The organism is Curtobacterium sp. MCLR17_058 (assembly GCF_003234705.2).
Taxonomy (GTDB): Bacteria; Actinomycetota; Actinomycetes; order Actinomycetales; family Microbacteriaceae; genus Curtobacterium; species Curtobacterium flaccumfaciens.
Window position 1 is genome coordinate 72,151 of sequence record NZ_CP126262.1, and the last position, 26,486, is coordinate 98,636.

At 71.6% G+C, this 26,486-nt stretch carries 26 protein-coding genes and 1 pseudogene; 15 read left to right on the forward strand and 12 right to left on the reverse strand.

The features are described from left to right. The first annotated feature begins 2 nt into the window (after positions 1-2). Positions 3-755: a TetR/AcrR family transcriptional regulator gene (locus tag DEJ11_RS00330; protein ID WP_258375286.1), complete on the forward strand. Its 753-nt coding sequence runs from the start codon at positions 3-5 to the stop codon at positions 753-755. Here DEJ11_RS00330 and DEJ11_RS00335 read toward each other — a convergent pair. Together DEJ11_RS00335 and DEJ11_RS00340 are read right to left on the reverse strand one after the other, a co-directional pair. After that, positions 752-1,423, reverse strand: coding sequence for a response regulator (locus DEJ11_RS00335; protein ID WP_071404422.1), 672 nt, complete (start codon positions 1,421-1,423; stop codon positions 752-754). The two genes, DEJ11_RS00330 and DEJ11_RS00335, sit on opposite strands and share 4 nt — an antisense overlap. After that, the gene (locus DEJ11_RS00340; protein WP_244993310.1) at positions 1,420-2,631 is read right to left on the reverse strand and encodes a sensor histidine kinase; all 1,212 of its coding nucleotides are present in this window, start codon (positions 2,629-2,631) and stop codon (positions 1,420-1,422) included. Before DEJ11_RS00340 ends, DEJ11_RS00335 begins: the two co-directional genes overlap by 4 nt. A 341-nt stretch (positions 2,632-2,972) precedes the next feature. Here DEJ11_RS00340 and DEJ11_RS00345 point away from each other — a divergent pair, with 341 nt between their 5' ends. Then, entirely contained in the window at positions 2,973-3,854 is an 882-nt protein-coding gene (locus tag DEJ11_RS00345) for a manganese catalase (RefSeq protein ID WP_071404423.1), read from the forward strand. Positions 3,855-3,935: 81 nt separating this feature from the next. Here DEJ11_RS00345 and DEJ11_RS00350 read toward each other — a convergent pair whose 3' ends face one another. The 4 genes from DEJ11_RS00350 to DEJ11_RS00365 all read right to left on the reverse strand — a co-directional run bounded on the left by DEJ11_RS00350 (position 3,936) and on the right by DEJ11_RS00365 (position 7,021). Then, positions 3,936-4,262: a hypothetical protein gene (locus tag DEJ11_RS00350; protein ID WP_071248763.1), complete on the reverse strand. Its 327-nt coding sequence runs from the start codon at positions 4,260-4,262 to the stop codon at positions 3,936-3,938. Positions 4,263-4,273: 11 nt separating this feature from the next. Next, positions 4,274-4,744 (reverse strand): Hsp20/alpha crystallin family protein, encoded by a 471-nt coding sequence (locus tag DEJ11_RS00355; protein ID WP_111102843.1) that lies wholly within the window; start codon positions 4,742-4,744, stop codon positions 4,274-4,276. A gap of 109 nt (positions 4,745-4,853) precedes the next feature. Then, complete coding sequence (locus tag DEJ11_RS00360) at positions 4,854-5,507, reverse strand: helix-turn-helix domain-containing protein (protein WP_258370710.1); 654 nt, start codon at positions 5,505-5,507, stop codon at positions 4,854-4,856. After that, complete coding sequence (locus DEJ11_RS00365; protein WP_111102845.1) at positions 5,504-7,021, reverse strand: APC family permease; 1,518 nt, start codon at positions 7,019-7,021, stop codon at positions 5,504-5,506. The genes DEJ11_RS00360 and DEJ11_RS00365 overlap by 4 nt, the downstream gene beginning before the upstream one ends. A 193-nt stretch (positions 7,022-7,214) precedes the next feature. Between DEJ11_RS00365 and DEJ11_RS00370 the strand changes: the two genes are divergently transcribed. The 7 genes from DEJ11_RS00370 to glgX all read left to right on the forward strand — a co-directional run bounded on the left by DEJ11_RS00370 (position 7,215) and on the right by glgX (position 15,047). Next, a complete protein-coding gene (locus DEJ11_RS00370; protein ID WP_111102847.1) occupies positions 7,215-8,708 on the forward strand; it encodes an APC family permease in 1,494 nt (497 codons plus the stop codon). A 49-nt stretch (positions 8,709-8,757) separates the two neighbouring features. Then, complete coding sequence (locus DEJ11_RS00375) at positions 8,758-10,779, forward strand: primary-amine oxidase (protein ID WP_111102849.1); 2,022 nt, start codon at positions 8,758-8,760, stop codon at positions 10,777-10,779. Position 10,780: 1 nt separating this feature from the next. Beyond that, positions 10,781-11,341: a hypothetical protein gene (locus DEJ11_RS00380; RefSeq protein ID WP_111045649.1), complete on the forward strand. Its 561-nt coding sequence runs from the start codon at positions 10,781-10,783 to the stop codon at positions 11,339-11,341. Positions 11,342-11,482: 141 nt separating this feature from the next. Then, positions 11,483-11,665 (forward strand): hypothetical protein, encoded by a 183-nt coding sequence (locus tag DEJ11_RS00385; protein WP_071248776.1) that lies wholly within the window; start codon positions 11,483-11,485, stop codon positions 11,663-11,665. An 18-nt stretch (positions 11,666-11,683) separates the two neighbouring features. Further along, positions 11,684-12,220, forward strand: a complete 537-nt coding sequence (locus DEJ11_RS00390; protein ID WP_071404432.1) for a MarR family winged helix-turn-helix transcriptional regulator — start codon at positions 11,684-11,686, stop codon at positions 12,218-12,220. A 134-nt stretch (positions 12,221-12,354) separates the two neighbouring features. After that, the gene (locus DEJ11_RS00395; RefSeq protein WP_027466979.1) at positions 12,355-12,969 is read left to right on the forward strand and encodes a TetR/AcrR family transcriptional regulator; all 615 of its coding nucleotides are present in this window, start codon (positions 12,355-12,357) and stop codon (positions 12,967-12,969) included. A gap of 59 nt (positions 12,970-13,028) precedes the next feature. Further along, a complete protein-coding gene (gene glgX, locus DEJ11_RS00400; protein ID WP_111102851.1) occupies positions 13,029-15,047 on the forward strand; it encodes a glycogen debranching protein GlgX in 2,019 nt (672 codons plus the stop codon). Positions 15,048-15,175: 128 nt separating this feature from the next. Here glgX and DEJ11_RS00405 read toward each other — a convergent pair whose 3' ends face one another. Together DEJ11_RS00405 and DEJ11_RS00410 are read right to left on the reverse strand one after the other, a co-directional pair. Then, a complete protein-coding gene (locus DEJ11_RS00405) occupies positions 15,176-16,291 on the reverse strand; it encodes a Gfo/Idh/MocA family protein (RefSeq protein WP_111102853.1) in 1,116 nt (371 codons plus the stop codon). Then, complete coding sequence (locus DEJ11_RS00410) at positions 16,288-17,088, reverse strand: sugar phosphate isomerase/epimerase family protein (protein ID WP_171907779.1); 801 nt, start codon at positions 17,086-17,088, stop codon at positions 16,288-16,290. Before DEJ11_RS00410 ends, DEJ11_RS00405 begins: the two co-directional genes overlap by 4 nt. 215 nt (positions 17,089-17,303) lie before the next feature. Here DEJ11_RS00410 and DEJ11_RS00415 point away from each other — a divergent pair, with 215 nt between their 5' ends. From DEJ11_RS00415 to DEJ11_RS00430, 4 genes are all read left to right on the forward strand, one after another. Beyond that, a complete protein-coding gene (locus DEJ11_RS00415; protein WP_111102855.1) occupies positions 17,304-18,602 on the forward strand; it encodes an MFS transporter in 1,299 nt (432 codons plus the stop codon). A 112-nt stretch (positions 18,603-18,714) separates the two neighbouring features. Next, complete coding sequence (locus DEJ11_RS00420; RefSeq protein WP_111102857.1) at positions 18,715-20,037, forward strand: carboxylesterase family protein; 1,323 nt, start codon at positions 18,715-18,717, stop codon at positions 20,035-20,037. A 77-nt stretch (positions 20,038-20,114) separates the two neighbouring features. Beyond that, positions 20,115-20,705 carry a TetR/AcrR family transcriptional regulator gene (locus DEJ11_RS00425; RefSeq protein WP_111038649.1) on the forward strand — a complete coding sequence of 197 codons (591 nt, stop codon included), beginning with the start codon at positions 20,115-20,117 and terminating at the stop codon, positions 20,703-20,705. Between the two features lie 286 nt (positions 20,706-20,991). Next, positions 20,992-21,432, forward strand: coding sequence for an NUDIX hydrolase (locus DEJ11_RS00430; protein WP_111102859.1), 441 nt, complete (start codon positions 20,992-20,994; stop codon positions 21,430-21,432). Between the two features lie 5 nt (positions 21,433-21,437). Here the strand turns inward: DEJ11_RS00430 and DEJ11_RS00435 are convergent, their stop codons facing one another. The 3 genes from DEJ11_RS00435 to DEJ11_RS00445 all read right to left on the reverse strand — a co-directional run bounded on the left by DEJ11_RS00435 (position 21,438) and on the right by DEJ11_RS00445 (position 22,782). Continuing rightward, positions 21,438-22,070: a hypothetical protein gene (locus DEJ11_RS00435; protein WP_284176638.1), complete on the reverse strand. Its 633-nt coding sequence runs from the start codon at positions 22,068-22,070 to the stop codon at positions 21,438-21,440. An 80-nt stretch (positions 22,071-22,150) separates the two neighbouring features. Continuing rightward, positions 22,151-22,339, reverse strand: coding sequence for a hypothetical protein (locus DEJ11_RS00440; RefSeq protein ID WP_071404442.1), 189 nt, complete (start codon positions 22,337-22,339; stop codon positions 22,151-22,153). 74 nt (positions 22,340-22,413) lie between these two features. Further along, the gene (locus tag DEJ11_RS00445; protein WP_111038647.1) at positions 22,414-22,782 is read right to left on the reverse strand and encodes a VOC family protein; all 369 of its coding nucleotides are present in this window, start codon (positions 22,780-22,782) and stop codon (positions 22,414-22,416) included. Between the two features lie 54 nt (positions 22,783-22,836). Between DEJ11_RS00445 and DEJ11_RS00450 the strand changes: the two genes are divergently transcribed. Further along, complete coding sequence (locus tag DEJ11_RS00450) at positions 22,837-23,478, forward strand: nucleoside/nucleotide kinase family protein (protein WP_111102863.1); 642 nt, start codon at positions 22,837-22,839, stop codon at positions 23,476-23,478. A 49-nt stretch (positions 23,479-23,527) separates the two neighbouring features. Then, positions 23,528-24,361 carry an SDR family oxidoreductase gene (locus DEJ11_RS00455; RefSeq protein ID WP_111102865.1) on the forward strand — a complete coding sequence of 278 codons (834 nt, stop codon included), beginning with the start codon at positions 23,528-23,530 and terminating at the stop codon, positions 24,359-24,361. Between the two features lie 1,353 nt (positions 24,362-25,714). Here the strand turns inward: DEJ11_RS00455 and DEJ11_RS00460 are convergent. Continuing rightward, positions 25,715-26,260: pseudogene (locus tag DEJ11_RS00460) on the reverse strand (ArnT family glycosyltransferase); the annotation flags it as partial. Positions 26,261-26,486 lie beyond the last annotated feature (226 nt).

Here is a 26,486-nt window from a genome sequence, read left to right on the forward strand (position 1 = left end):
CCGTGATCGAGCAGGGAAGCCAGCGCGACGAGACGCGTGCGCGCATCGTCGAGGTCGCCGGCACCATGCTGCGCGAACGCGGTGCCGCGGCGGTGACCACGCGGGCGGTCGCGGACGGCGCAGGCGTCCAGGCACCGACCATCTACCGGCTGTTCGGCGACAAGGACGGTCTGCTCGAAGCGGTCGCCGAGCACGCGATGGCGACGTTCTCGGCGATGAAGGCCGACGCCGTCCGGGCTGCTCGTGACGAGGCGACCGACCCCGTCGAGGACCTGCGCACCGGGTGGTCGATGACGATCGGCTTCGGGCTGGCGAACCCCGACCTGTTCGTGCTGTTGAGCGACCCGGAGCGTGGCCGTCGGTCGGCAGCCGCCCGCGCCGGTACCGCGCTGCTCGCCGAACGCATCCGCCGGGTGGCCGAGGCCGGACGACTGGCCGTGCCGGAACACCGCGCGGTCGAGCTCGTGCACGCGGCCGGCACCGGTGCGGTGCTCGCGATCCTGGCGGCTCCGTCGGACGAGCGGGACCCGTCACTCGCCGATGACGTCCTCGACGCCGTGCTCGGGCGGATCCTCGTGCCGAGCGGGACGACGACGGACGACGGCGGCGCGGCCCCGGGTGGTCAAGGCCGGGGGCGTGACGCCGTGACGAGCGCCGCGATCACGCTCCGTGCCGCAGCGCCCCGGCTCGATCGACTGTCGCCAGCCGAGCGGACGATGCTCGCGGAGTGGCTCGACCGGATCGCCGCGGACTAGTCCTCGCGGGTGCCCGCCAGCCCGTGGTCGTGTGCGTAGACGACGAGCTGCACCCGGTCGCGCAGCGACAGCTTGCCGAGGATGCTGGAGATCTGGGTCTTCACCGTCGACTCGGTGACGTACTCCCTGGTGGCGATCTCGGCGTTCGAGAGCCCACGAGACGCCCACCCGAACACGACGCGCTCCCGCTCGGTCAGGGTCGCGAACTCCGGCGGCTGCGGTGCCGGGGCCCGCGCCACGTCGGTGCCGAACAGCTGCGCGAGGTCGTTCGGTGCGATGACCGAGCTGCCCTCGTGCACGGCCCGCACCGCGGCGAACAGGAACGGCGGCGTGGTGTCCTTGAGCAGGAACCCGCTGGCGCCGAGCCGGATCGCGGTCGCCGCCGCCGGGTCGAGCCCGAAGGTGGTGAGCACGACGACGCGGGGCAGCGGGCCCGGGACGGCGCCGGAGTAGAGCTGCCGGACGGTCTCCACGCCGTCCATGCCGGCCATCCGCATGTCGAGCAGCACCACGTCGGGGCGCACCTCGGGGATGAGTGCGAGCGCTTCGGCACCGTCGGAGGCCTCACCGACCACGCGCATGTCGTCCTGGGCGTCGAGCACCACCCGGAGCCCGGCGCGGAACAGCGCCTGGTCGTCGGTGAGCAGGATCCTGATCGGTTCGGTCATCGGACGGGTCCCCCTTGGACGTCGAACGGGATGCGGGCGCGTGCCGTGAACACGTCGTCCAGCACGGCGGCGTCGAACGACCCACCGAGGGCGCCGAGGCGCGAGTCCATGCCGTCGATCCCGCGGCCCGAGCCGGCGGTGGTGCCGTCTCCGGCGACGTTCTCGACCTCGAGCACCAGGTCGGCGTTCCGCCAGGTCTCCCGCACGACGACCGGGTTGCCGGGGGCGCCGTGGCGCAGGGCGTTCGTGAGCATCTCCTGCAGCACGCGGCGGGCGGCGGTGCCGGTGTCCGGGCGCAGGGCCAGCGGGACCCCGCGCACCGTGCGGTCGACGTCGACCCCGGCGTCGCGGATGCCCTGCACGATCTCCTCGAGCGAGCCCGGGCCGGTCGCCTCGGCGGAGCCGTCGATGTGCCCGAGGACCTGTCGGACCTCGACCAGGGAGCTCCGGGCGGTGCTCGCGATGGTGGCGCTGACCGCTCGGATGCGCGCCTCGTCGTCGAGGAACGGCACCGAGTCGGCCTGCGCGATGATGACCGCGAGCGAGTGGCCGACGACGTCGTGCACGTCGCGGGCGATGTCGGCGCGGATGCGTTCGGACTCGGCGACGTCGATCGCGCGGGTGGCGGTGGCCTCGGCCTCGGTGGCGACGGCCTCGGCACGTGATGCTGCGGCCTCGGCGTCGGCACGGCGCTCCGACTCGCGGTCGCGGGAGCGGAAGGCCCGGACGGCGACTCCGCCCGCCCAGACCCCGAGCAGCGCGGTCACCGGGGCGGCCATCGCCAGGAACGCCTGGTCGCGCGGGCCGTTGATGAGCACGAGGAACCGGAAGCCGGTCGACGCCAGGTAGACCGTGGCACCCGCCCCGGCGACGACCGCGAGCACGCCCGAGACGACGACCTCGGTGCGGGTGCCCACGACCGCGGCGGTGCCGATCACGACGAACAGCGCGAGGTCCACCAGTGACGGGCGCTCGCCGCCGCCGACCTGGATCACCCCGAGGACGACGACCATCGCCATCGCGGCGGACGGGGAGATGCGACGCAGGGCGATCGCCACCGAGGCCGACAGGACCGCGGCGAGGCTGGCGTGCTCGAGCTCGAGGTCGATGGGCAGCAGGAAGACGAACGCCGCCAGGACCGCCCAGGCCACGTCGATGACGATCGACCGGGTGGCGAGCGGCCGGAGGAACCTGCCCCGTTCGGTCACGAGAGCGATCCTCCCATGCCGTACCGGCGTCACGCGGGCGGGGCCATGGCCATCAGTGCGATGACGGTGGCGACCACGATCGCCGCACAGAGCAGCAGGGTGGCGATCGTGTGCTTGGTCGAGGTCTGCATGCTCCCAGCCTGCGCAACCGGACGGCCGAGGGCATCGGGCGGCCGACCGAAGGGCCTCGTCCTGCCGGGTGAAGCCGACGGTGGACCCGGAACCGTGGAACGGCGCATCCGGGACACCCTCTGCGTGATCCGGCCACCTTGGACGGCCGCTCAGTGCCCCCGGCGAACCATCGGCCGTGCAATCGCTCGATCGAGACGAAGGAGCACGATTTGTACTTCCACAAGCAGGAACTCCAGTTCAAGGCAACGCCCGACAAGCCCGACGCGATCTACGCCCGCAAGCTGCAGGAGGTGCTCGGTGGCCAGTACGGAGAGATCTCCGTCGCGCTGCAGTACCAGTTCCAGGCGTGGAACATGCACATCCCCGGCAAGTACCGCGACATGGTGTTCGGCATCGGCGCCGAGGAGATGGGCCACGTCGAGATGCTCGCGACGATGATCGCGCAGCTGCTCGAGAAGTCCCCGCTCGGCATCACCGAGGACGCGCTGCAGGACGACCCCACGGTCGCCGCGATCGTCGGCGGCACCGACGTCCAGCACGCGATCGTCGCCGGTGCGGGCGCCCGCCCGGTGGACAGCAACGGCAACCCCTGGCAGGGCTCGTACATCACCGCCAGCGGCAACCTGCTCGCCGACTTCACGGCGAACGAGAACGCCGAGATGCAGGGTCGTGTGCAGGCCGCCCGGCTCTACCACATGACCGACGACCACGGCGTGCGGGACCTGCTGTCGTTCCTCATCGCCCGCGACACCATGCACCAGAACATGTGGGCGACCGCTGCCGCGGAGCTGCGCGAGAAGGGCGTCGAGGGCTTCCCCGTGCCGAGCAACTTCCCGCAGTCGAAGGAGAACCAGGAGGTCAACTACCAGTACCTCAACTTCTCCGACGGTGCCGAGGCGAAGAACGGCCCGTGGGCGAGCGGCCCCTCGTTCGACGGCAAGGGCGAGTACTCGTACCACGACGGCCCGACCACCTCGGTCCCGATGCCCCCGCCCACGCACCCCGACGTCCGGCTCTACGGCACCACCGAGCTGCCGAACGTCGTCGAGAAGACGGCCGGCCTGGTGCAGGACAAGCTGAACAAGGAGTAGTCCCGACGGTCGCCCACGCGACCGACGGATGACAGGAGGCCCGGCGCACGACGTGCACCGGGCCTCCTGTCCGTCAGGTGGTCACCGCACCGACGGGGCGGACCCGCCCACGGTCATCAGCGCCCCCGTCTCGGGTTCTTCGTCGCGGGGTGCCTCGAAGATGCCCGAGTAGGCGCGGACCGCGCTCCACCCCGCGATCAGCAGGGCCGTGCCGAGGACCGCCGCGACCCAGGGCGCCAGGAGCGACTGCTCGAACAGCCGGGGCGCGGCGACCCAGGTCAGGAACGTGCCGGTCAGGCTGCCGGTGGCCCCGAGGAGCACGGCGGTGCGCCGGTCCAGGCTCGTCAGCGCGAGCGCCGCGGTGACGACGAGGACCGCGACCACCGCGTTCAGCAGGACGGACGTCATCGCTCAGCTCCTCACTCGGCAGCGCCGGAACCGGCGGCGCCGGAACCGACTGCGCCGGAACCGACCGCGAGCTGCTCGGACGCGCCACCGACCGTGACGGCGATCTTGCGCGGCTTCGCGGACTCCTTGACGGGGATCGTGACGCTCAGCACGCCGTTGTCGTACCCGGCGGTGATGCGCTCGGCGTCCAGGCCGTCGCCGAGCGTCAGCTGCCGGACGAACGTTCCCGGCTGGCGCTCACGGGCGAGCCACTGCGAGCCCTCGGGTGCGCCCAGGGTGCGCTCGGCGCGGATGGTCAGGACGGAGCCGTCCACGTCGATGTCGACGGAGCCCGGGTCGATGCCGGGCAGGTCGACGTCGAGGACGTAGTGGTCCCCGGTGCGGTACAGGTCCATCGGCATCGAGCGCGGTCCGCCGGCGGTGCCGAGGAGCGAACCCGCGAGTCGGTCGAGCTCGCGGAACGGATCGAAGTTCATCGTCATCGAAATCAACTCCTTCGTGGTTCTCGTTGAGTCCCCTCGACTCAACTGCCACCGTTTTAGCACTCGACCCTGGTGAGTGCCAAGAGATCGCTCGGAGGACGCCGAGAACTCAGCCGAGCAGGGGCTCGAGCCGCGCGACCGCCGTCCGCAGGTGCACCAGGGCCTGGCCAGGGGACTCCACCCGGGCCGCGGGCGCGGACAACGTCAGCCCCGCCACGAGCTCACCGCGCTCGCCGCGGACGGGCAGTGCCAGGCACCCGAAGCCCCGCACGAAGGCACCGACCTGCGACGCCGAGGCACCGCCGGCCGCGTGCAGCCGCCCCATCGCGCTCGACCCGGGTGCCGATCGCAGGGCGGTCGCGTCGAGGAGCGGGAAGTCCGGGTCGACGTCGACGTCGCAGATCCCGTCGGCGTCGTACCGGGCCAGGTGCACCCCGGCGCGGACCGCCGAGCGCACGTCGGACAGCACGGACCGGACGGCGCGGGGGAGTGGTGGGACCGACGGGGCAGCGGCCGGGGCGACGCCGGCGAGCTCGGAGACCTTGTGCCCCAGTGCGAAGCCGCGCAGGTCCGGCAGGCGCACCAGGTACTCGTCCTCCACGAGCAGTGTGATGAGCCGGTAGGTGGTCGCCCGCGGCATCCCGAGCGCGTCCGAGATCTGCTGGGCGGTGACGCCCGGCCCGGCGTGTGCGACCGCCTCGAGCACCGCGAGGGCGTTCTGGATCGCCTTCGGCTGCCGCGCGCGGAGACCGGGTTCGCTCACCGCACCCCCGTCCCGTGGCCGGGTCCGGCGGACGACCGGGAGGCGCCCAGCAGGTCCGCCTCGACCGGCACGTCGTACACCGCGCGGCTCCGACCCCGTCGCCAGGGTCGCCGACGGGTCGCCACCAGGAACGCGACGACGACCGCGGTGACCGTCCCGACGGCGAGGACGGCGGCCGGCCACCGGGGCGATGCGGCCTCGACCCCGGCGTAGGTGAGCAGCACGGCGGTGAGCAGGACGCCGGTCGTCACCGCGGTGGTCGCCACCCCGGTCGTCAACTCACCGATGCGTCGTAGGAACACCGGAGCCGCGAAGCACGTCATGGCGTACGCCGTCAGGTACCCGAGTGCCGCGACGACCAGTTCGGCTTCCATCAGGGACCAGGTCGGGATGCCGGTGAGGAGCCCGAGGACGGGCAGCGCGGTCAGCACCGAGCACGCCAGCACACCCGCGACGAAGGGTGTCCGGAACCGGGGCGACGCCCGCCCGAGCGCGGCGGGCAGCACCCCTTCACGGCCCATCGCGAACAGCACCCGGACGAGCGCCGTCGTCGAGGCGATCGCGCACGCGGCGAACGAGGCGGCGATCCCGAGGTCGAGCGCCCACCCGACCCACTGCATGCCGAAGGCCGTGGCGAGCTCGTTGACCGGCGACGCGCTCGTGGCGAGGTCGGCGCCGATCGCGGCGAACCCGGTCTGCTGGGCGGCAGCGCTCACGACGTAGAGCACGCCCGCGACCAGGACGGTCCACGAGATCGCGCGGGGGATCGCCTGGAACGGGCGCCGGGCCTCCACGCCGAGCACCGACGCGCTCTCGAACCCGACGAAGGCGGTGACCGCGAGCGCCGTGCCCACCGCGAAGGGCGCCGGTGCGGTCGGACCGAGTGCGAGGGCGGACGTGTCGGCGGGCTGCAGCCGTGCGACCAGGGCGACGATCAGCACGACGATGACGGCGACGGACAGGGTCTCGACGAGCAGCGTGAGGCGCGTCGACAACCGGACCCCGAGGGCGATGACGGCGAACACCGCTGCACCCATGGCGGTGATCACCACGACCGTGACCAGGGAGCCGGTGCCGGCCGTCGGGACGAACCGGGACAGCAGGTAGTCGAGGTAGTAGCCGCTGCCGGTGAGCGAGAACATCGCGATGAACCCGTAGCCGAGCAGCAGTGCGGCGCCCGCGACCACACCGGCCGCCGGCCCCAGGCCGAGCGAGACGTAGGTGTAGAGCGAGCCGGTGCCCGCCACGCGTCGGACGAACTGGTTCACGGTTCGTCCGACCAGGAACGACAGTGCCATCGCGGCGAGCAGGGACCACGTCGCGCCCTGCCCGGCGACGGTCGCGACGAGCACCGGGATCGTGGTGGCCGCCGCCGACGGTGCGACCGCGGACACCGACTGCGCCAGCACGTCGACCGGGCCGATGCTCCGCCGGGACAGCCCGTCGACGGGGGAGCGCGTGCCGATGCCCGGCACCCGTGGCGGGTCGGCGATGGCACGGTCGAGCGCGGTCATGCGGCAACGGTACGGGGGCTGCGTTGCCCCGGTGTCTCGGTCGTGTTTCGCGGTGGTCTCGGGCAAATGAGACGCCTCGTCCGGGCCGTCCCATTCGGGTGCGTGCGGGTTTCACACCCGTGGAACGGGGGCGCAACGGCAGCGCGGGACCGTGGTCCCACCCCGACCCAGTCACCCGAACCGGAAGGCCACGATGTCCAGCATCACGAAGGACCCCGCGTCACTCGGAGCCGTACCCGCACCCCAGCGGACGATGCGCGGCTCGCTCGGCGTCACCGCGATCGTGTTCATGGTCGTCGCGGCCGCCGCCCCGCTCACCGTCGTCGGCGGTGCCGCCCCGCTGGGCATGCTGCTCGGCAACGGCGTCGGGTTCCCGTCGCTCTACGCCGCGTCCGCCGTGATCCTGCTGCTCTTCTCGGTGGGGCTGGCGGCGATGACCCGGCACCTGCCACGACCCGGCGCCTTCTTCACGTTCGTGGGCCACGGGCTCGGTCGTCCGGCCGGTGCGGGGGCGGCCACCCTGGCGCTGCTGACCTACACGACGATCCAGGTCAGCGTGCACGGCTACATCGGGTACCTGCTCGGGGTGACCGTCACGGGCCTCGGTGGACCGGACATCCCCTGGTACGTGTGGTCCCTGGTCGTCGTGGCGCTCGTCGGGGTGCTGGGTTACCGGCACATCGACCTGTCGAGCAAGGTCCTCGGCGTCCTGCTCGTCGGCGAGGTCGGGATCGTGCTCGTCCTGGTCGCCGCGATCGTGTTCCGGGGCGGTGCCGACGGGCTCTCGCTCGCGCCGTTCGAACCGACCCACGTCATGTCCGGCTCGCCCGGCGTCGGCCTCATGTTCGCCATCGCGGCGTTCATCGGGTTCGAGGCCACCGCGATCTTCCGCGACGAGGCGAAGGACCCGGAGCGCACGATCCCACGGGCCACCTACACCGCCGTCATCGGCATCGGGGTGTTCTACACGCTGGCGTCGTGGGGACTCGTGATGGCCTGGGGTCCGGACGGCGTGCTCGCCGAGGCCGCGAAGGACCCGGGCGCGCTCATCCTCACCACGGCGGCGCTGTACATCGGCACCGCGGGCGAGGCCGTCATGAACGTGCTGCTGCTCACGAGCATGTTCGCCTGCGTCCTGTCCTTCCACAACGTCATCACCCGCTACCAGCACTCGATGGCGAACGCCTCGCTCCTGCCCGGTCGTCTCGGCACCGTGCACCGCAAGCACGAGTCACCGCACACCTCGAGCGTCGTGCAGACCGTCACCGCCGCCGTGCTCATGGTCCTGTTCGCCGTCCTCGGCCTCGATCCGGTCCTGCAGGTCTTCAGCTGGTTCGCCGGGGTCGCCACCCTGGGCGTGGCGATCCTGATGGCCGCGACGAGCCTCGCCGTCATCGTCTACTTCCGCCGGAACCGCGCCGACCGCCGCATCTGGAACACCGTCATCGCCCCGGTCCTGGGGTTCGTCGGGCTCGTCGCCTCGGCCGTCCTGATCTGGGCGAACTTCCCGACGCTCGTCGGTGACGTCGACGGGTCCGGAGCGAGCGTCTTCGGTGTCGTCAGCACCGTGCTCACCGGCCTCGTCGTGGTCGTGCCCGCCGTCGGCGTGCTGCAGGCCGTGGTGCTGCGCCGGCGCGACCGCCGCCGCTACGACCAGATGCTCGACCGTCTCGCCAGCGACGGCTGACCGACCCACCCGACCCGCGCCTCCAGACCGAACCGAAGGAACCACCAGCATGACGCTCACCGACCCCGTCACCGCCACCACCCACCCGCTCGCGAACCTGAGCCCCGACGAGTTCACCGCTGTCCGCGACGTCGTCACGGCGCAGCCGGACTGGACCGACACCACGCGCTTCGTCTACGTCGGCCTCGACGAGCCGCACAAGCAGCAGGCCCTGGCCTGGCAGGCCGGCGACGGTCCCCTGCCGGACCGCCGTGCCCGCGTGATGCTCCTCGACATGGCGACCGGACGCTCCACCGACGGCGTCGTCTCGATCACCGACCGGATCGTCCTTTCCACCGACGTGCTCGACGGGTCCCGTGGACAGCTGCCCGTCCTCATCGAGGAGTTCGACGCCGTCGGCGAGATCGCGAACGCGGACGAGCGCTGGGTCGCCGCCCTGGCGAAGCGCGGCCTGACGCCGGACGAGGTGAAGTGCGTCCCGCTGTCGGCCGGGTACTACGACTACCCCGAGGAGGAGGGGCGCCGGATCCTCCGCGTGCTCGCCTTCCGCCAGGACCACCCCGCCGACCACGTCTGGGCGCACCCCGTGGACGGCCTGTCCGTGTACGTCGACGCCGCCAACCGCGCGGTGACCCGCATCGTGGACGTCGCGGAGATGCCCGTGCCCGCCACGTCCGGCAACTTCGACGACCCGGCGGTGCAGGGCGAACCGCTCGACCTCAAGCCGATCGTCATCACGCAGCCCGAGGGGCCGTCGTTCTCGGTCGACGGCGAGTTCGTCGAGTGGGCGAACTGGCGGTTCCAGGTCGGGTTCGACGCCCGAGAGGGGCTCGTGCTCCGGCAGCTGTCGTGGCAGGACGGTGCGCGGCTGCGGCCGATCGTCTACCGGGCCTCGATCGACGAGATGCTCGTGCCCTACGGCGACCCGTCACCGGTGCGGTTCTGGCAGAACTACTTCGACACCGGCGAGTACCTGTTCGGACGCTTCACCAACTCGCTCGAACTCGGCTGCGACTGCGTCGGCGAGATCAAGTACTTCGACGCCGTCCTGGCCGACGAGCTCGGCAACCCGCAGACCATCCGGAACGGCATCTGCATGCACGAGGAGGACTTCGGCACGCTGTGGAAGCACGGGGACATCTACACCGGGTCGCAGGAGGTCCGGCGCTCCCGTCGGCTGGTGATCTCGTTCTTCACCACCGTCGGCAACTACGACTACGGGTTCTACTGGTACCTGTACCTCGACGGCACGATCGAGTGCGAGGCGAAGCTCACCGGTGTCCTCTTCACCTCGTCGTACCCGGGTCGGACGGAGTCCGGTGCGGACTACCCGTACGCCTCCGAGGTCGCGCCCGGCCTCGGCGCCCCGTACCACCAGCACCTGTTCTCGGCGCGGCTGGACATGATGGTCGACGGGCTGTCGAACGCGGTGGACGAGGTCGACGCCGTCCGGGTCCCGGTCGGCCCGGGCAACGAGCACGGCAACGCGTTCACGAAGTCGGTCACCCGGCTGTCGTCCGAGTCGTCCTCCGGCCGTCTCGCCGACGCGTCGAAGGCCCGGACGTGGTTCATCTCGAACACCGAGGAGCGCAACCACCTCGACCGCCCGACCGGGTACGTGCTGTACCCGCAGGACGCTCCGGTGCTGCTCGCGGACGACTCGTCGTCGGTGGCCGCCCGCGCCGAGTTCGCACGGAAGCACCTGTACGTGACGCAGTACGACCCGGCCGAGCGTTTCGCCGCCGGGGACTTCGTGCACCAGAACCCGGGCGGGGACGGTGTCGCCCGGTACGTGCAGGGGGACCGTCCGCTCGACGGCGAGGACATCGTGCTGTGGCACACCTTCGGCCCCACGCACTTCCCCCGGCCCGAGGACTGGCCCGTCATGCCCGTCGACTACGCCAAGTTCACGCTCAAGCCGTACGGGTTCTTCCCGCGGAACCCGGCCCTGAACGTGCCGGCGTCGATCGGGGCGGCGGCCGGGTCGCACTGCTCGCACCACGTCTCCGGCGCCGTCGAGGCCGCACACGACGCAGCCGAGCACCAGCACGACCACGGGCACGGGCACTGACGTGACCGATCTGCTCGGGCTCGCGGCCATCGTGCCGGCGTCGGCCGGGGCCTGCTGCACGGTCGGGGCGTGGCGCCCCGGCCGTGCGGTCGACGTGGTCGCCGCGGTCGCGATGGTGGCGGCGATGGTCGACGGGGCGTTCGGACCCCGGGTCCTGCCGGGTGTCCTGTGGTTCCTGGTGCTGGCGTTCCTCGCCGTGGTGGTCGCCGGGGTGCACCGGTTGCAGTCCACGTCCGCCTGGAGGCGCGGGTCGGCTCAGCCGCCGGGCGCGGCTTCCGCACACGGCCGGTACGGGCGACTGCACGCTGCCCTGGGCCTGCTCGTGATGGGCGCGATGGGTGTCGGCATGGCGCACGATGCCGGCGCCGCGGGGATGCACCAGCACCTCGGGGTGGTCGCGGTGACGTGGCAGGTGGTGCTCGGCGGGTTGACCCTCGGGTACCTGGTGCTCACCGTCCACCTGCTCCGTGACGGCGTCCGGCGACGTTCGCGTCCGCTGCCGCTGGTCGAGACCCTGGCGATGGGGGTCGCGGTCGCGGTGATGTCCGCGGCGATGGTCTGAGGCGCGTGCCGCGTGCCGCCGAACCGTTCGGCGCGCAAAACGTACACAGCGCGAATGGTTCGTTGAACTGACCGTTCACTTTGTGAAAGAGTTCAGCCGTCCGCAGGGGACACACGGCAAGCAAGAAGGGCGGGACACGACATGCACAGCACGTACTCCGGGATGCCTCGGACGGCACGGATCGGTGGCAGCCACACCCGCGTCGGTCTCACCGACCCGGCGATCATCGACGCGTACGTCGAGCGTCGCATCCAGGACCCCTCGCTGCTCGCCGGTCGTTCCGAACCGTCCTACGCGGACTTCTTCAGCACGCCTGCCGTTTAGCAAGGAGCGCATGACACCATGCCGTTGACCGTCGTCCGTCGAGAGCACGTCCACCTCTACGCCCGCGAACCCGAGTCCGGGGTCGCGAAGACCGCCGTCGACGCGCTGCTCCGCCTGCAGCACGCCGAGGACCAGCAGATCGAGTCCGCCCGCATCGAGAGCGGCCTGTCGAAGAACGAGTTCCTCGCCGTCCGGTACATGCTCCAGGCGCATCGGGACGGCCGCACCATGGGCCCGAAGGACCTCGCCGTGATGCTCGCCGTCTCGAACGCCTCGGTCACCAAGATCGTCGACGGGCTCGTGCAGAAGGGCCTGCTGTCCCGCACGGCGCACCCCACCGACCGTCGTGCGCAGGTGCTCGCCCCGACCGACCAGGCCGCCGACAAGATCGACGCCTCGTACGCGCGCTTCCACGCGGCCGTCGTCGAGGTGCTCGAGCAACTCCCCGACGCGGACAACGCCGTCCTCGCCGACTCGCTCACGAAGATCGTCGACGCGCTCGCCGCGGGCACGCCCGCGCCGGTCGACGAGTACACGGTCGACGACCAGGACTGACGCGAGCGCGCCCGGCTGACGCGACCAGCCGGGTGCGACGCGACCCCGATACGGACTGGAGGCCCGTGGTGCGCCCGCCACGGGCCTCCAGACCGGACGGTGGCGAGAAAACCTTCCAGCGGTAAGTTGGGTGCATGACCCACCCCGCGGACGACGCCGACGCGGCCCAGCCGCGCCGCGGCGGGTACCGCAAGGGTGCCGAGCGGCGCACGCAGATCCTGGACGAGATGATCCGCATGGTCGCGGAGCAGGGGGTCGACGCATCGTCGCTCCGCTCGGTGGCCGAGGCCCTCGGGATCACGCACGCGGCACTGCGCCACTACTTCCCGAGCCGTGACGAACTGCTGCTCGCCGTCTACCGGGAGCACGAGGTCCGCGAGCAGGGCGCGCCCGACCGGATGAAGTCGGCGATCGGCGACATGCGCGAGAGCGCGTCGCGCAACCGGGCCGTGCCGGGGCTGGTGCAGCTGTACACGACCCTCGCGGCCGACGCCGTGCAGGAGGGCCACCCGGCCACGCGCGACTTCATGCGCGAACGCTTCGCCCGGCTGCGTGCTGAACTCGCCGAACTGATCGAGGCGGACCAGGCGAGCGGCCGGATCCGCGCCGACCTGGACCCGGTCGACCTGGCGAGCCTGAGCATCGCGGCATCCGACGGGCTGCAGGTCCAGTGGCTGCTCGACCCCGACGCCGTCGACGGCGAGCGGGTGCTGCGGCTGCTCGAGCAACTGGTCCCGCCGGTGCGCTGAGCGGCCACGGGGTACGCCTCGCTGCCGGTGGCACAGCGACCGGCCGGTAGAAGGGCAGCATGACCACTTCCACGCGCACCCCGCTCGGCGTCACGCTCGTCGACGGGGGCGCCAACGTCGCCCTGTTCTCGAGCACCGCCGAGCGGGTCGAGTTCTGCACCTTCGACGACGACGGCACCGAGCACCGCACCGAGCTCCGCAACCGCACCGGCTACACCTTCCACGACGTCGTCCCCGGGGTGAGGGTCGGCACCCGCTACGGCTTCCGCGTGCACGGTGCATGGGACCCGGCGAACGGCCTGCGCCACAACGGCGCGAAGCTCCTGCTCGACCCCTACGCCACCGCGATCGACGGCGAGTACGAGTGGGGCCAGGCGCTCTTCGGTCACGACATGAACGAGCCCGAGCAGATCGACGAGACGGACTCGGCCAGCGCGATGCCCAAGTCCGTCGTCGCCGACCGGTCCTTCGACTGGGACGGTGACACCCTGCTGCGGACCCCGCTCGCCGACACCGTCGTGTACGAGGTGCACGTCAAGGGCTTCACGAAGCAGCACCCGGACGTCCCCGAGGAGATCCGCGGCACCTACGCCGGCATGGCCCACCCGGCGGCGATCAAGCACCTCACCGACCTCGGCGTCACCGCGGTGGAGCTGCTGCCGACGCACCAGTTCGTGCAGGACTCGACGCTCCTCGACAAGGGCCTCCGCAACTACTGGGGCTACAACAGCATCGGCTTCTTCGCGCCGCACGACGAGTACTCGTCCTCCGGCACCGCCGGGCAGCAGGTCGCCGAGTTCAAGGCGATGGTGAAGGCCCTGCACGCCGCGGGGCTCGAGGTCATCATGGACGTCGTCTACAACCACACCGCCGAGGGCAACCACATGGGCCCGACGCTGTCGTTCAAGGGGATCGACAACCAGTCGTACTACCGGCTGGTCGAGGGTGACGAGGCGAACTACTTCGACACCACCGGCACCGGCAACAGCCTGAACGTCGGGCACCCGGCGGCCCTCGGACTCATCATGGACTCGCTCCGGTACTGGGTCGAGGAGATGCACGTCGACGGCTTCCGGTTCGACCTGGCCACGACGCTCACCCGCCAGGACGGCGAGGCCGAGAAGCACTCCGCGTTCCTCGACATCATCCACCAGGACCCCGTGCTGCGCGAGGTCAAGATGATCGCCGAGCCGTGGGACACCGCCGGCTACCAGGTCGGCGGGTTCCCGGCCGACTGGTCCGAGTGGAACGGCAAGTACCGCGACGACCTGCGTGCCTTCTGGCGCGGCGACGAGGGCGCCCTCGGCGACGCTGTGCAGCGGGTCCTGGGCAGCCCGGACGTCTACGAGGGCTCGCGGCGCTCCCCGCTGTGCTCGATCGACTTCGTGACCGCCCACGACGGTTTCACCCTGGCCGACCTGACGATGTACGCCGACAAGCACAACGAGGCGAACGGCGAGGACAACAACGACGGCGAGAGCGACAACACCTCGTTCAACGGCGGCATCGAGGGCCCGACCGACGACGGCGCGGTGAACGACTACCGCGACCGGCAGCGCCGCAACTTCCTCGGCACCCTGCTGCTCTCCGCCGGCGTACCGATGATCCTGGGTGGCGACGAGCTCGCCCGGTCACAGGGCGGCAACAACAACGCGTACTGCCAGGACGACGAGATCTCGTGGTTCGACTGGGCCGCCGCCGACCAGGACCTGCTCGCCTTCACCACGGCGGCCATCGCGTTCCGTCGGCAGCACCAGGCCCTGCGTCCGGAGTGGTTCCGCACCGCGCCGGGCGACTCGGAGTCGACGGTGACCGTGCTCCGTGCCGACGCCGCCGGGTTCGAGGACGGCGACTGGGCGGACGGCGGCAACCGGGCCGTGACGCTCGTGCTCCACCAGGGCGACGACACCGTGGCCGTGCTGCTGAACGCGTCGGACACCACGGTGGAGTTCACGCTGCCGGAGCGTCCGGGTGGGGGCAGCTGGTCCCTCGGGCTGTCGAGCGACCCCGACCAGGCCGTGGTGGGCGACGCGGCGACGCTGCTCGTGCGCGACGCGTCCTTCACCGCGCTGGTCTGAGGCGCGCGGCGCTCGCGCGGGCGGCGCGCTCGCGCGGCTTCGCTTGGTGCGCAGGAATGGTCGGGTTCCCGCGGGGGGACCCGACCATTCCTGCTCACGAAGTGGTGCGCGTGGTGCTCGCGGCGCTCCTAGGCGTTCGCGCCCGCGGTCAGCACGGCTGCCGCGGGGTCGAAGTCCTCGGGCAGCGGCGGGATCGCGTCCACGGTCGACGTGATGTCGACGGCGGAACCCGACTCGGCCGCGTCACGGATGCCGAGCAGCACGTCGAGCACGTGCAGCGCGACGGCGCCGGAGGCACGCTCGGGGCGGTCCTCCGCGATGGCGCGGGCGAGCTCGACGACACCGGTGCCACGACCCCAGGTGGAGCCGACCGCCTCGAGCGTCTCGGGCTCTTCCTGACCGTAGCGCCAGAGCTGCGACGAGCCCTCGAACGTGTTCGGGTCCGGCAGCGAGATCGTGCCGAGCGTGCCGTTGATCTCGACGAAGCCCATGCGGGGCAGGGCGTGCTGGAACGAGAACGTCGACTGGGCGGACTGCCCGCCGGCGAACTCGATCAGGGCCGCGTGGTGCGTCGGGACCTCGACCGGGAACGTCTCGCCGGCGCGGGGGCCGGACGCGATCGTGCGACGGTCGAGCGACTTCGACGAGACGGCCTGCACGCGCGAGGCGGTGCCGAACGCGTGCACCAGGGTCGTCACGTAGTACGGGCCCATGTCGAACAGGGGGCCGGCACCGGTGGCGAACAGGAAGTCCGGGTTCGGGTGCCACGCTTCGGGTCCGGGGACGTGGAACAGCGTCGTCGCGGACAGCGGCTCGCCGATGTCACCGCGGGCGATGGCCCGGAGCGCCGTCTGGATGCCCGCGCCGAGCACGGTGTCCGGAGCGGTCGCGACGCGCAGGCCCTTGGCCTTCGCCGACTCGAGCACCGCGGCGGCCGACGCGTGGTCGGTCGCGATCGGCTTCTCGCTCCAGACGTGCTTGCCGGCGTCGATGATCTGCTGGTCGACCTCGGCGTGTGCGGCCGGGATCGTCAGGTTGATCACGATCGAGATGTCGTCGCGGGCGAGGAGTTCCTCGACCGATCCCGACGAGGCGACGCCGTACGAAGCCGCCTGCGCAGCGGCACGCTCGAGCAGCACGTCGGCGACGAAGCGGACCTCGACGTCGGCGAACTTGGTCAGGTTCTCGAGGTACTGGGTGGAGATGTTGCCGGCACCGATGATGCCGATCCCGACACGGCTCACTTGTCGTTGTCCTTGAGCCAGGTGAGGGACTCGGTGATGCCCTCGAAGACGTCGCCCTTGTACGCGTCGAACTCGACCACGCGGATCGCCTGCGGTGCGGCGGCGAGGATGGCGGTCACGTCGACGTCGCCCTGACCGGCCGGCGTCTGGTTCTCGAAGGCGCGCTGCAGTGCCTCCGGCACGATGAGGGCGCTCTCGGACGAGGGCAGCGCGGTGCGGATGTCACCGTCGACCTTGCCGTCCTTGACGTGGATCGCGACGACGCGGTCGCCCAGGCCCTTGAGCACGGCGGGGGCGTCGGCGCCACCGACGGTCGCCCAGAAGGTGTCGACCTCGAGGACGGTCTCCGGCGACAGCTGCGACACGAACAGGTCGTAGACGGTGCGGCCGTCGACCTTGTTCGTGAACTCCCACTGGTGGTTGTGGTACCCGAACTGCAGGCCACGGCCGGCGGCCTCGGCGGTCAGTTCGTTGACGCGCTCGGCGATCTTCGCGACGTCGTCGGCGGTCTGCCAGCGGTCGGTCGGGATGAACGGGTCGATGACGGTGCGGATGCCGAGGCGCTCGGCGGCGTCCCAGATCGGCGCGGTGTCCTCGGCGTCGATCACGGCGACGTGGCCGGACGGAGCCTTGAGGCCGGTGGCCGCGAACGCACGCTCGAGGTCGGTAGCGCGCTCGACGAACGCGTAGGGCTCGACGTTCTCGTACCCGATCTCGGCGACACGGGCGATGGCCTTGTCGAGGTCTTCGGCGATGGCGTCGCGCAGCGAGTACAGCTGCACAGAAGTGGTGGGCATTGCAGAGGCTCCTTCGATCCTGTCTGGGTGTCGCGGCCCGTCGAGGAGCGATGCTCCGCGGCGAGATCGATGACGACGCTACCCCAAAAACCACCCGGTGTGTAGTTTTTGCTGCCCCGTGTGACGACCCCGGTGTTGCGGACAACACGTGTCGATGTATGCTCGCGTCGGAAAAACCTTGTCAGGTAAGGTTTTCATCGACTCAAGGAGGCGTCATGAGCACACCCGAACCCGGCAGCCCGGCACTGCTCAACCCGGAAGAGGGCATCACCCAGCCCGTCAGCACGGTGAAGGTGGGCATCGGCTACCAGATCGCCCTGTTCCTCGGGCAGTTCGGCCTCTTCGTCGCGCTCATGGCGCCCGTCTACGTGAGCATGCAGCTCAAGGCGCAGGCCCTGGTCGGCGACGACGCCGCGAACGTCATCGGCTCGGTGTTGCCGATCGGCGCGTTCGGTGCGCTCATCATGAACCCCCTCGCGGGTGCCCTGTCCGACCGCACCCGCACGCGCTGGGGTCGTCGTCGCCCCTGGCTGCTCAGCGGTGTCGTGGTCTTCGCGATCGCCCTCGCGTGGATCGCCTACTCGCCCGACGTCCTCAACCTGACGCTGGCCTGGCTGCTCGCCCAGCTCGCCGCGAACGCCACGCTCGCCACCCTGCTCGCGAGCTTCGCCGACAACGTGCCGCAGCTGCAGCGCGGCCGGTCCTCGAGCATCATCGCGCTCGCGCAGAACATCGCCGTGCTCGCTGGCACCTACCTGTCGGTCTTCTTCGTCGCGAACCTGCCCGTGCTGTTCATCGCGCCCGGCATCCTGGCGATCATCCTGGTCGCCGTGTACGCCGTCGTGGCCCGTGACGACCTGCCGACCTACAAGGTCAAGAAGTTCACGTTCCTGAACCTCATCGCGTCGTTCTGGACGAACCCGGTCAAGAACCCGGACTTCGCGTTCGCGTGGTGGTCGCGCTTCCTCATCATCTTCGCGACCTTCATGTTCACGACGTACCGCCTGCTCTACATGGAGCAGCACCTCGGCATCGAGAGCGCGAAGGAGGCGACGGCCGCCGTCGCCTTCGGTGTGCTGCTCTACACGATCGCGCTGCTGGTCAGTGCGGCGCTGTCCGGCTGGGCCTCGGACAAGCTCGGTCGCCGCAAGGTGTTCGTCGGTGGCTCCACGGCGATGTTCGCGGTCGGACTCATCGTGCTGGCGCACGCCGACACGGTCAACGGCTTCTACGTGGCCGAGGTCATCATGGGCTTCGCCTACGGCATCTACTCCGCGATCGACACCGCACTCGTCGTCGACGTGCTGCCGAACGCCGACCGGCCCGGCAAGGACCTCGGCGTCATCAACATCGCGAACGCGTTGCCGCAGTCGCTCGCTCCGGCGATCGCCCTGTTCTTCCTGAAGGTCGGGTCCGACGGAGCCGCCGACAACTACGAGCTCATGTGCTGGGCCGCCGGCGCGATCGCCCTCATCGGAGCACTCGTCGTGATCCCCATCAAGCGGGTGCGGTAACGCCCGTCGCGCACCGCGACCAGAAGAGGGACGGGAGGCCCGTGGCGACGCCGCCACGGGCCTCCCGTCCGTCTGCCTGGTTGCGTCAGCCGGCCCCGATAGCGTGATCCACATGCTCGCCGCCGCCCCAGCCCCGTTCGACACCCCCGCCGGCCGCATCGTCGGGACGGTCGACGGCGACGTGGTGCGGGTGCTCGGGATCCCGTACGCGCAGGCCGAACGGTTCGCCCCGCCGCAGCCGATGCCTCCGTTCGCGGGCGAGCTGCACGCGTCCACCCCGTCGCCGGTCGCACCGCAGCCGCACGAGGAGTTCGTCGACCTGCTGCTCAACCCGATCCAAGGGATCGAGGTCGACGAGCACTGCCAGCGGCTCTCGATCACGCTGCCCGCCGACGTCCGGCCGGGCGAACAGCTGCCGGTGATGGTCTGGATCCACGGCGGCTCGTACGTCATCGGCGGCGGCGACCTGCCGATCTACGACGCCCGCGACCTGGTGACCGAGCAGCGCGTGATCGTGGTGTCGGTCACGTTCCGGCTCGGCGTGCTCGGGTTCCTCGGTGACGGCGAGACGATCCCGGCCAACCTCGGGCTCCTCGACCTGGTCGAGTCGCTGCGCTGGGTGCGCGCGAACATCGCTGCGTTCGGCGGCGACCCCGACCTGGTCACCGTCTTCGGGCAGTCGGCCGGCGGGGACGCGGCCGCGCACCTGATGATCAGCGCCGGCGCCGAAGGGCTGTTCCGCCGTGCGATCATCCAGAGCGCTCCGCTCGGGCTGTCCCGCCGTCGGGCCCGGATGAACCGCGCCATGGTCCGGGCGGTCGGCGCCGTGCACGCCGACACCCCGCTTGAGGACCTGCTCGACCGTCAGGCACTCGGAACCCGTGCCGCAGCGCCGTACGGGCTCGCCGCCGGCATGCCGTTCGGCACTCAGTACGGGTTCGCGCCGCTGCCCGCCGAGCGTGACCTCGACGCCGCATGGAGCCGGGTCGCCCCCGACGTCGACGTGCTGATCGGGTCTGGTTCCGACGAGGCCGGCATGTACGTGCCGCTCGTGCCCGGCCTGCGTCGGGTCACCCGGTCACGGGTGCTGCGGTCGGCCCTGCGGTGGTGGGTCGTGCGTCCGCTGTCCGACGTCATCTACGGCCGCGATGCCCGACGGTTCACCGAACGGCACCGACGCGCCGGCGGTCGGGCGACCTCGTACCGACTGCACCGCGGTGTCACGAGCGCCCCGACCGGGGCCGTGCACATGAGCGACCTGCCGCTGCTGCTCGGTGGCCGCGAGGCCTGGGCCGGCACCCGGTTCGTCCCCGAACGCGACTGGCCCGAGGTCGAGCGCCGCGGCCGGGCCTTCCGGGCGATCTGGGCCGACTTCGCCCGCACCGGCGAGGTCCGGGCCCCTGACGACGAGACGCTGACGTTCGACCGCGGCTGACCGGGAGCCGGCGACGGAGGCCTCGCCCCCTGAACTGGCGGTCGCGGGCCGCTGACCGGCCCCGCACAATCGTCAGCATGCCCACGACCGACGTCGACCTCCGCGCACGCATCATCGCCGGGGCGATCAGTGCCTACCGAGCCGGGGACTTCCACCGTGTCGGGCCCGACGAGGTCGCCGAGCACGCGGGGGTCACGGCGGACGAGTTCCACCGGGCGTACCCGATGTGGGAACTCCTGGTGGTCGCGGTCATGGACAAGTGGAACAACGGCAGCCGACTCGAGCTCTGGCCGATCGCGGAGCGGGACGGCACGGTCGCCTACCTGCGTGCCCGGCTCGCGGCGGGCGTGGAAGATCCGGCTCTCGTGCGCCTCCGGGTCGCCGTGCTGAGCGCCGCCTCGAACCCCGACCACCCCGCCGCCGGATGGTTCCGCACGCAGTACACGCGGGCGTTCGAGGACGTCACCCTCGCCCTGGTCCGTGACGTCGTCGCCGGCCGCGAGCCCCGCGGCGCATCGCCCCGGCACGCCGCCGAGCAGCTCATGGCGCTGTACGAGGGGCTCCAGCTGCAGTCCGTGATCCGAGACGACGGGGAACCGCTCAGCGCCTTCGACCGGGCGGTCGCCCGGATGCGGGTCGGCTGGGCAGCGGCACGCGTCGACGCCTGATCCGGGTCGGGCGACCACGTCGGACGGCCGGTAGGCCCGTGGCGGCGGCGACTCGCGCCTGCCGGCCCGGGGAGTGGTCGCGACACACCGCACGTGCTGCGTCGCGCGGTCACGTTTCGTCGTTTGCGGGCGGCGGGGCCGACGGTCTGTGACCGCTCGGCGTGCGGGCCGCGGGGGGTCGTGACCGGTCGGCGGGCTGGTGAGGCGTCCTAACCACCCCGGTCCACGGCCTGGAGGCCCGGCGCGGCTGGCAGACGTCGGTGCACCCACCTGGCATGGTCGGCCCATGGAGTACACGGACTACGACACCCGGCTCGCCGCCTACGGCGTGATCACGGACGGTGACCGCGTGCTCCTGGCGAAGCTGCGTCACCCCGATGCGGGCACGTGGACGCTGCCGGGCGGCGGGGTCGAGTTCGACGAGACCGTCGAGCAGGCCGTCGTGCGTGAGATCCGCGAGGAGACCGGGTACGAGGCCCAAGCCGGTGCCCTGCTCGGGGTCCGACACCACATCGTCCCCGCGGAGCGCCGCATCCACGCCAACGGTCGCCCGATGAAGGCCGTGCAGGTGGTGTTCCGGGCGACGATCACCGGGGGAACCCTGCGGCACGAGCTCGACGGCTCGACCGACGAGTCGCGGTGGATCCCCGTCGCCGAGCTCCCGCACCACCGCCACGGCCTGCTCGTGCCGATCGCCCTCGGCTGGGCGGGCGCCCTGTCCCGCTGACCGCGTCAACCCGCGTGCAGCACCGCGAACTGCGGTGGGACCGCGGTGGGTTCCGGGGGCTGGACACCCCACCCGAGGTTGCGGAGCGACTGCGCGGTCTCTGCCGGGAACTGCCGAGCGGTTGCCTCGGCTTCTTCGCGGCGCCAACGATTCCGGAACCCGTGCACGGCCTCCCGCCACGTCGGCAACGCGTCCACGCCGCACTCGACGATGACGAACTCGACCACGTCGGCGAGGCTCGGCCGGAAGTGCGGGCCGCCGAGCGGGAAGTGCAAGGACGACAACCTCGCCGCATCACGCTGCCCGGAACCGTGGTCGCGGGCTCTGGCCAGCAGCGAACTGAACGCGCCGCGCTCGGCGTGCAGGTGCCAGTGCGACTGCGGAGTCGCGGTCAACGCTTCCTGGAACTCGAAGCGGACCAGTGGCTGTCGTTCGTCGACCAGGAAGAGGGTGAACCGGCTCTCGTTCAGCTCGAGGACCTCGAGATGACTCTTCCATCGGTACCGCATCGACAGTGTGACATTGGCGGTATGAACGCCGCCGATGTTCAGCCGGACCGGTGGAGTCGTTCCTGACGCAGCGGCAGGCTGCACGACGATCGTTCCATCGGGGACATCCAGCTCGTAGTCGATCTGCACCCCGTGCCCGGGCAGGGAAGAGTCCAGGAGCTCTTGGGCGACGGCTGCGTGATGCTGGCCGGCTCCATCGGACACCTCAGTCATCGCTCACCGAGCAGGAACGAGATGCTGTCCAGCCAGTCCTGTGCGAGGTACTCGTCGATGAACAGGTCGCGCCACTGCTCGGTCGGGGCGAACTCCCGCTCGTCCAGGTTCCACTCTGCGCGGACTCGTTCGCGCTCGGCGAGGAGCCCCTCGCGGGTCCAATGCCGTCCCAGCACCTTCGTCATGGCCGTCCTCTCGTCGGTGAGAGGACGGTAGGACGATCAGCAGCGCCGACGCGAGCTTTCGGAATACAACATGTTCACTCCTCGATGACGCTGAGGACGTTGCCCGACGGGTCGGTGAACCAGGCGATGAGCGGCCCGCCCTTCCGGTTCACACCCCGGTCGTCGGTCATCCCCTCGTACTGCAGGAACACGACGCCCTTCGCGGTGAGCTCGTCGACCGCGGCATCGATGTCCGGCACCGGGAAGTTCAGCACCGTGAAGGCCGCCGGTTCGTGACCCGGGCCCTTCGGGTAGACGAGCACCTGGTGTCCACCGCCGAGCTGCAGGAAGAGCATGCCGTGGTCCTCGGTGACCTCGACCCCCAGGACGTCCTCGTAGAACGCCTTCGCCTCGGGCACGTCGCGCACCGAGAACCCGCTGAACGCCTTCGTCGCATCGACCATGCGGCAAGTGAACCGCCGCGGTCCGGCGTCGGTGCGCTCTGCGAGGATGAAGCCGTGAGCGACTCCGGCACGACCGTCGACCAGGCCGTCGAGCGCGCCGTCGAACTGGCCCGTTCGAGCAAGCGCACGGTGCTCGGGATCGCCGGAGCACCGGGTGCCGGCAAGTCCACGCTCGCCCGTCGCATCGTCACCGCCGTCGACGACCGCCTCGGTGCCGGCACGGCGGTGCAGGTCCCGATGGACGGCTTCCACCTGTCGAACGCGGCGCTCGACGCCCTCGGCCGGCACGACCGCAAGGGCGCGGCGGACACCTTCGACGCCGACGGCTACGTCGCGCTCGTCCGCCGACTCGTCGCCGCCGACGAGGACGTGGTGTGGGCGCCGGACTTCGACCGTCGCGTGGACGAACCCGTGGCCGGCAGCATCGCGGTACCCCGCGCCGCCCGGCTCGTGGTGTCCGAGGGCAACTACCTGCTCGACGACACCGCACCGTGGTCGGCGCTGCCGGCGCTGTTCGCCGAGACCTGGTTCTGCGCCGTCGCCGACGACGTGCGGCTCGACCGCCTGGTCGGACGGCACATGCGGCACGGCCGCGACCACGACGCTGCCCGCGCATGGGCGGTGGAGGTGGACGGCGTGAACGCCGCGAGGGTGGCGCCCACGGTGATCCGGGCCTCCAGGACGATCTTGACGTGACCACGACGACCCCGACCACCACGACGCGACACCGACACGAGGAGCGACCATGACCATCGCCATCACCGGAGCGACCGGCAACATCGGGGGCGCCGTGAGCGCGGCGCTCGCCGCGGACGCCGTGCCGTTCCGGATGCTCGTGCGCGACGCCTCGCGTGCGCCGGAGCTCCCGGGCACCGAGGTCGCCGTCGCGACCTTCGCCGACGCCGACGCGAGCCGAGCGGCGCTCGAGGGCGTCGAGGTGCTGCTCATGGTCTCGGCGGCCGAAGCCCAGGACCGCCTCGACCAGCACCGGGCGTTCGTCGCCGCGGCGGCCGAAGCGGGCGTGCGGCACGTCGTCTACACGTCGTTCCTCGGCGCGGCTCCCGACGCGACCTTCACGCTCGGCCGAGACCACTGGGCGACGGAGCAGGCGATCCGCGAGAGCGGGATGGCCTTCACGTTCCTGCGCGACAGCTTCTACCTGGACTTCGTCGAGGACCTGGTCGGTGAGGACGGCGTGATCCGCGGCCCGGCCGGCGACGGCGCCATGGCCGCGGTGGCCCGTGCCGACGTCGCCCGCGTCGCGACCGCGGTGGTGCACGACCCGGACGCGCACCGCGACCAGACCTACGAGCTGACCGGCCCCGAGGCGATCACCCTGGCCCAGGCGGCGGCGATCGTGTCCGAGGTCCGCGGCCGCACGGTCAGCTACCACCCGGAGACCCTCGACGAGGCGTACGCATCACGTGCGCAGTGGAACCCGGAGCCGTGGCAGGCCGACGCCTGGGTGAGCACCTACACGGCCATCGCCGAGGGGGCGCTCGCGCACGTGTCCGGTGATGTCGAGCGCATCACCGGGCGTCCGCCGATGTCCCTGCGCGAGGTGCTCGCCGCGAGCTGACCCCTGGTGCCGGTGCGCGCCGGGTCCGACGGACGGCCCGGGCAGCCCGCAGTGCCACACGGTCCAGGCGATGCCGTCCGCCCGGCGCGGCTGCATCGGCAGGCGTGCGTGCCGGGTGCCGCTGGTGAGTGCTCGGCAGCTCCCGGCCAGTGCGGCGCGCAGGACCGGGTCCGTGCGGGGCGCGTGGGCCTCGACGACGAGGACGCGCAGGCCGTCGGCGATCCTCCGGCGGATCTGGTGCGTCGTGAAGACGGGCACGGTGCCCGAGAACCCTCCGTCCGTCAGCACGGGGAGTCCGGTCGCGTCGATCACGGGTGCGGAGATGTGCCACGTGTCCGTCATGAAGAGCGGTTCGTCGTGCCGGTACCCCTCCAGGCGTCGCGCGGTCGCGACGAGTCGGCTGAGGGCACGCGGGTAGGGCGTCGACCCGCCCCACGGGTCCGGGCGCGACACGTGGAAGACGTCCGGGCTGCCGGCCGGGATCGGCCAGCGTGCGGGCCACGGCCCGACCGACGCGTCGACGCCGCTGCCGTCGCGGGTCGCGTCGAGCGCCTGCAGTGAGAACGCGGCGGGTCCGGCGACGAGCGCGAGCCCGGCTGCCAGCGCGATGACCGTCCGGGAGGCCCGGTGCCGGTCCGGCCCGCGCGTCGCCTCCCAGCGGGGTCGCCGCCACACCGCCACCAGCGTCGCGACGACGGCGACCGTCGAGACGGTGATCGCGGGCACGGCGAGCACGCTCGGCATCGCGGTGCCCCGAGCGAGGAACACCACCCATCCGAGCTGCGCCACGGCGAGGACGACCGGGAGCGCCCGGAGCCCCCGAGACTGCGCCCGGAGGAGCCCGACCGCACCGCGCCACCCGAGGGCTGCGAGCAGGGCGAGCTGCACGCCGATCGCGGCGACGTAGGCGGTGTGCGGCACCGCGGCCACCGAGAGCACGGCCGCCGCGGTGCCGAACCAGACCACCAGGACGGCCAGGGTGGCAGCTCCGGCACGGGTGTCGAAGGCGTGCCCGAACGGGGAGCCGAGGGCACCGGGTCGCTCCGCACGGCGGCGGACGAGCACCACGGCCGCGACCAGCACACCGAACACCGCCGCCGGCAGGAGCCAGGCCACCTGTGACGCCAGGTGCGGTCCGAGCAGCTTGCCGAAACCGGCCGGACCACCGCGCCAGGTGTGCGGACCGAACGGCACCGTGAACGACCGGACGGACCCGGGCACCGCGCCGGGCAGGAACCGGTCGATGCCGTTGTACCCGAACACCATGGCGAGCGGACTGTCGTCGGTGGAGCCGTCCGCCCATGGCCGCGAACCCGACGGGGTGAGCGCGAGCGCCGTGACCCACGACAGCGAGGCCGCGACCGCGACGATCCCGAGCACCCCGGCGCGGACAACCCTGGTGCCGAAGCGGAAGGAGCCGCCGTCGTGTCGGGCCGAGGCCAGCAGGGTGCCGAGCAGCAGCGCCGGCAGGACGAACCAGGCCTGCACCATCTTCGCCTGGAACCCGACGCCGACGGCCAGGCCCGCGGTGACGAGCGGCCACCACCGCCCGGTCAGTGCCGCGTGCTGCCAGCACAGCAGGGCGACCGCCAGCGCGGCGGTGACCAAGCCGTCCTCCATCGGGTGCGCGAACATCGACACGAAGACCGGCGTCGATCCGGCTGCTGCGGCAGCGACGAGGCCCGTGCCGACCCCGGCCCAGCGGAGTCCGACCAGGGAGCAGGCCCACAGGGTGACGAGCCCCTCGACGACCTGGGGGAACGCGAGTGCGGCGGTGGAGTGCCCGAACAGCCGGAGGCTCAGCGCCTGCGGGACGGCGAAGCCGCTGAGCTTGTCGAGCGTCACCGTCGCGGAGGGGTCGAACGCGCCCGAGAACAGCGCCGGCCACGACTCGGACATCGACCGCGCCGACGCCTGGTAGAAGCTGAAGTCCCCGCCACGGCCCAGGTTCCAGGCGAGCAGCACGGTCGTGCCGGCCGCGATCACGAGCAGGGTGAGCCGTGCTGCGAGCGGCTGGTCCCGCCACCGGGCGGGTCGTCGGATGTCCACTCTCCGGACCTTGGCCGTCCGGGATGACGATCGGCCGGGACCGTGCCGCCAGCTGGCCGCGAAGCCGGTCCGCGCA

What these genes read in the sequence shown, in the direction of transcription:
- DEJ11_RS00350 (WP_071248763.1), bottom strand. Translation starts at nt 4,262, where the DNA reads ATGACGTCCGTCCTGCTGAACGCGGTGGTCGCGGTCCTCGTCGTCACC.
- DEJ11_RS00430 (WP_111102859.1), top strand. Translation starts at nt 20,992, where the DNA reads ATGGAGTACACGGACTACGACACCCGGCTCGCCGCCTACGGCGTGATC.
- DEJ11_RS00445 (WP_111038647.1), bottom strand. Translation starts at nt 22,782, where the DNA reads ATGGTCGATGCGACGAAGGCGTTCAGCGGGTTCTCGGTGCGCGACGTG.
- DEJ11_RS00355 (WP_111102843.1), bottom strand. Translation starts at nt 4,744, where the DNA reads ATGACGATGAACTTCGATCCGTTCCGCGAGCTCGACCGACTCGCGGGT.
- glgX (WP_111102851.1), top strand. Translation starts at nt 13,029, where the DNA reads ATGACCACTTCCACGCGCACCCCGCTCGGCGTCACGCTCGTCGACGGG.
- DEJ11_RS00415 (WP_111102855.1), top strand. Translation starts at nt 17,304, where the DNA reads ATGAGCACACCCGAACCCGGCAGCCCGGCACTGCTCAACCCGGAAGAG.
- DEJ11_RS00365 (WP_111102845.1), bottom strand. Translation starts at nt 7,021, where the DNA reads ATGACCGCGCTCGACCGTGCCATCGCCGACCCGCCACGGGTGCCGGGC.
- DEJ11_RS00440 (WP_071404442.1), bottom strand. Translation starts at nt 22,339, where the DNA reads ATGACGAAGGTGCTGGGACGGCATTGGACCCGCGAGGGGCTCCTCGCC.
- DEJ11_RS00420 (WP_111102857.1), top strand. Translation starts at nt 18,715, where the DNA reads ATGCTCGCCGCCGCCCCAGCCCCGTTCGACACCCCCGCCGGCCGCATC.
- DEJ11_RS00385 (WP_071248776.1), top strand. Translation starts at nt 11,483, where the DNA reads ATGCACAGCACGTACTCCGGGATGCCTCGGACGGCACGGATCGGTGGC.
- DEJ11_RS00425 (WP_111038649.1), top strand. Translation starts at nt 20,115, where the DNA reads ATGCCCACGACCGACGTCGACCTCCGCGCACGCATCATCGCCGGGGCG.
- DEJ11_RS00370 (WP_111102847.1), top strand. Translation starts at nt 7,215, where the DNA reads ATGTCCAGCATCACGAAGGACCCCGCGTCACTCGGAGCCGTACCCGCA.
- DEJ11_RS00410 (WP_171907779.1), bottom strand. Translation starts at nt 17,088, where the DNA reads ATGCCCACCACTTCTGTGCAGCTGTACTCGCTGCGCGACGCCATCGCC.
- DEJ11_RS00395 (WP_027466979.1), top strand. Translation starts at nt 12,355, where the DNA reads ATGACCCACCCCGCGGACGACGCCGACGCGGCCCAGCCGCGCCGCGGC.
- DEJ11_RS00375 (WP_111102849.1), top strand. Translation starts at nt 8,758, where the DNA reads ATGACGCTCACCGACCCCGTCACCGCCACCACCCACCCGCTCGCGAAC.
- DEJ11_RS00390 (WP_071404432.1), top strand. Translation starts at nt 11,684, where the DNA reads ATGCCGTTGACCGTCGTCCGTCGAGAGCACGTCCACCTCTACGCCCGC.
- DEJ11_RS00455 (WP_111102865.1), top strand. Translation starts at nt 23,528, where the DNA reads ATGACCATCGCCATCACCGGAGCGACCGGCAACATCGGGGGCGCCGTG.
- DEJ11_RS00335 (WP_071404422.1), bottom strand. Translation starts at nt 1,423, where the DNA reads ATGACCGAACCGATCAGGATCCTGCTCACCGACGACCAGGCGCTGTTC.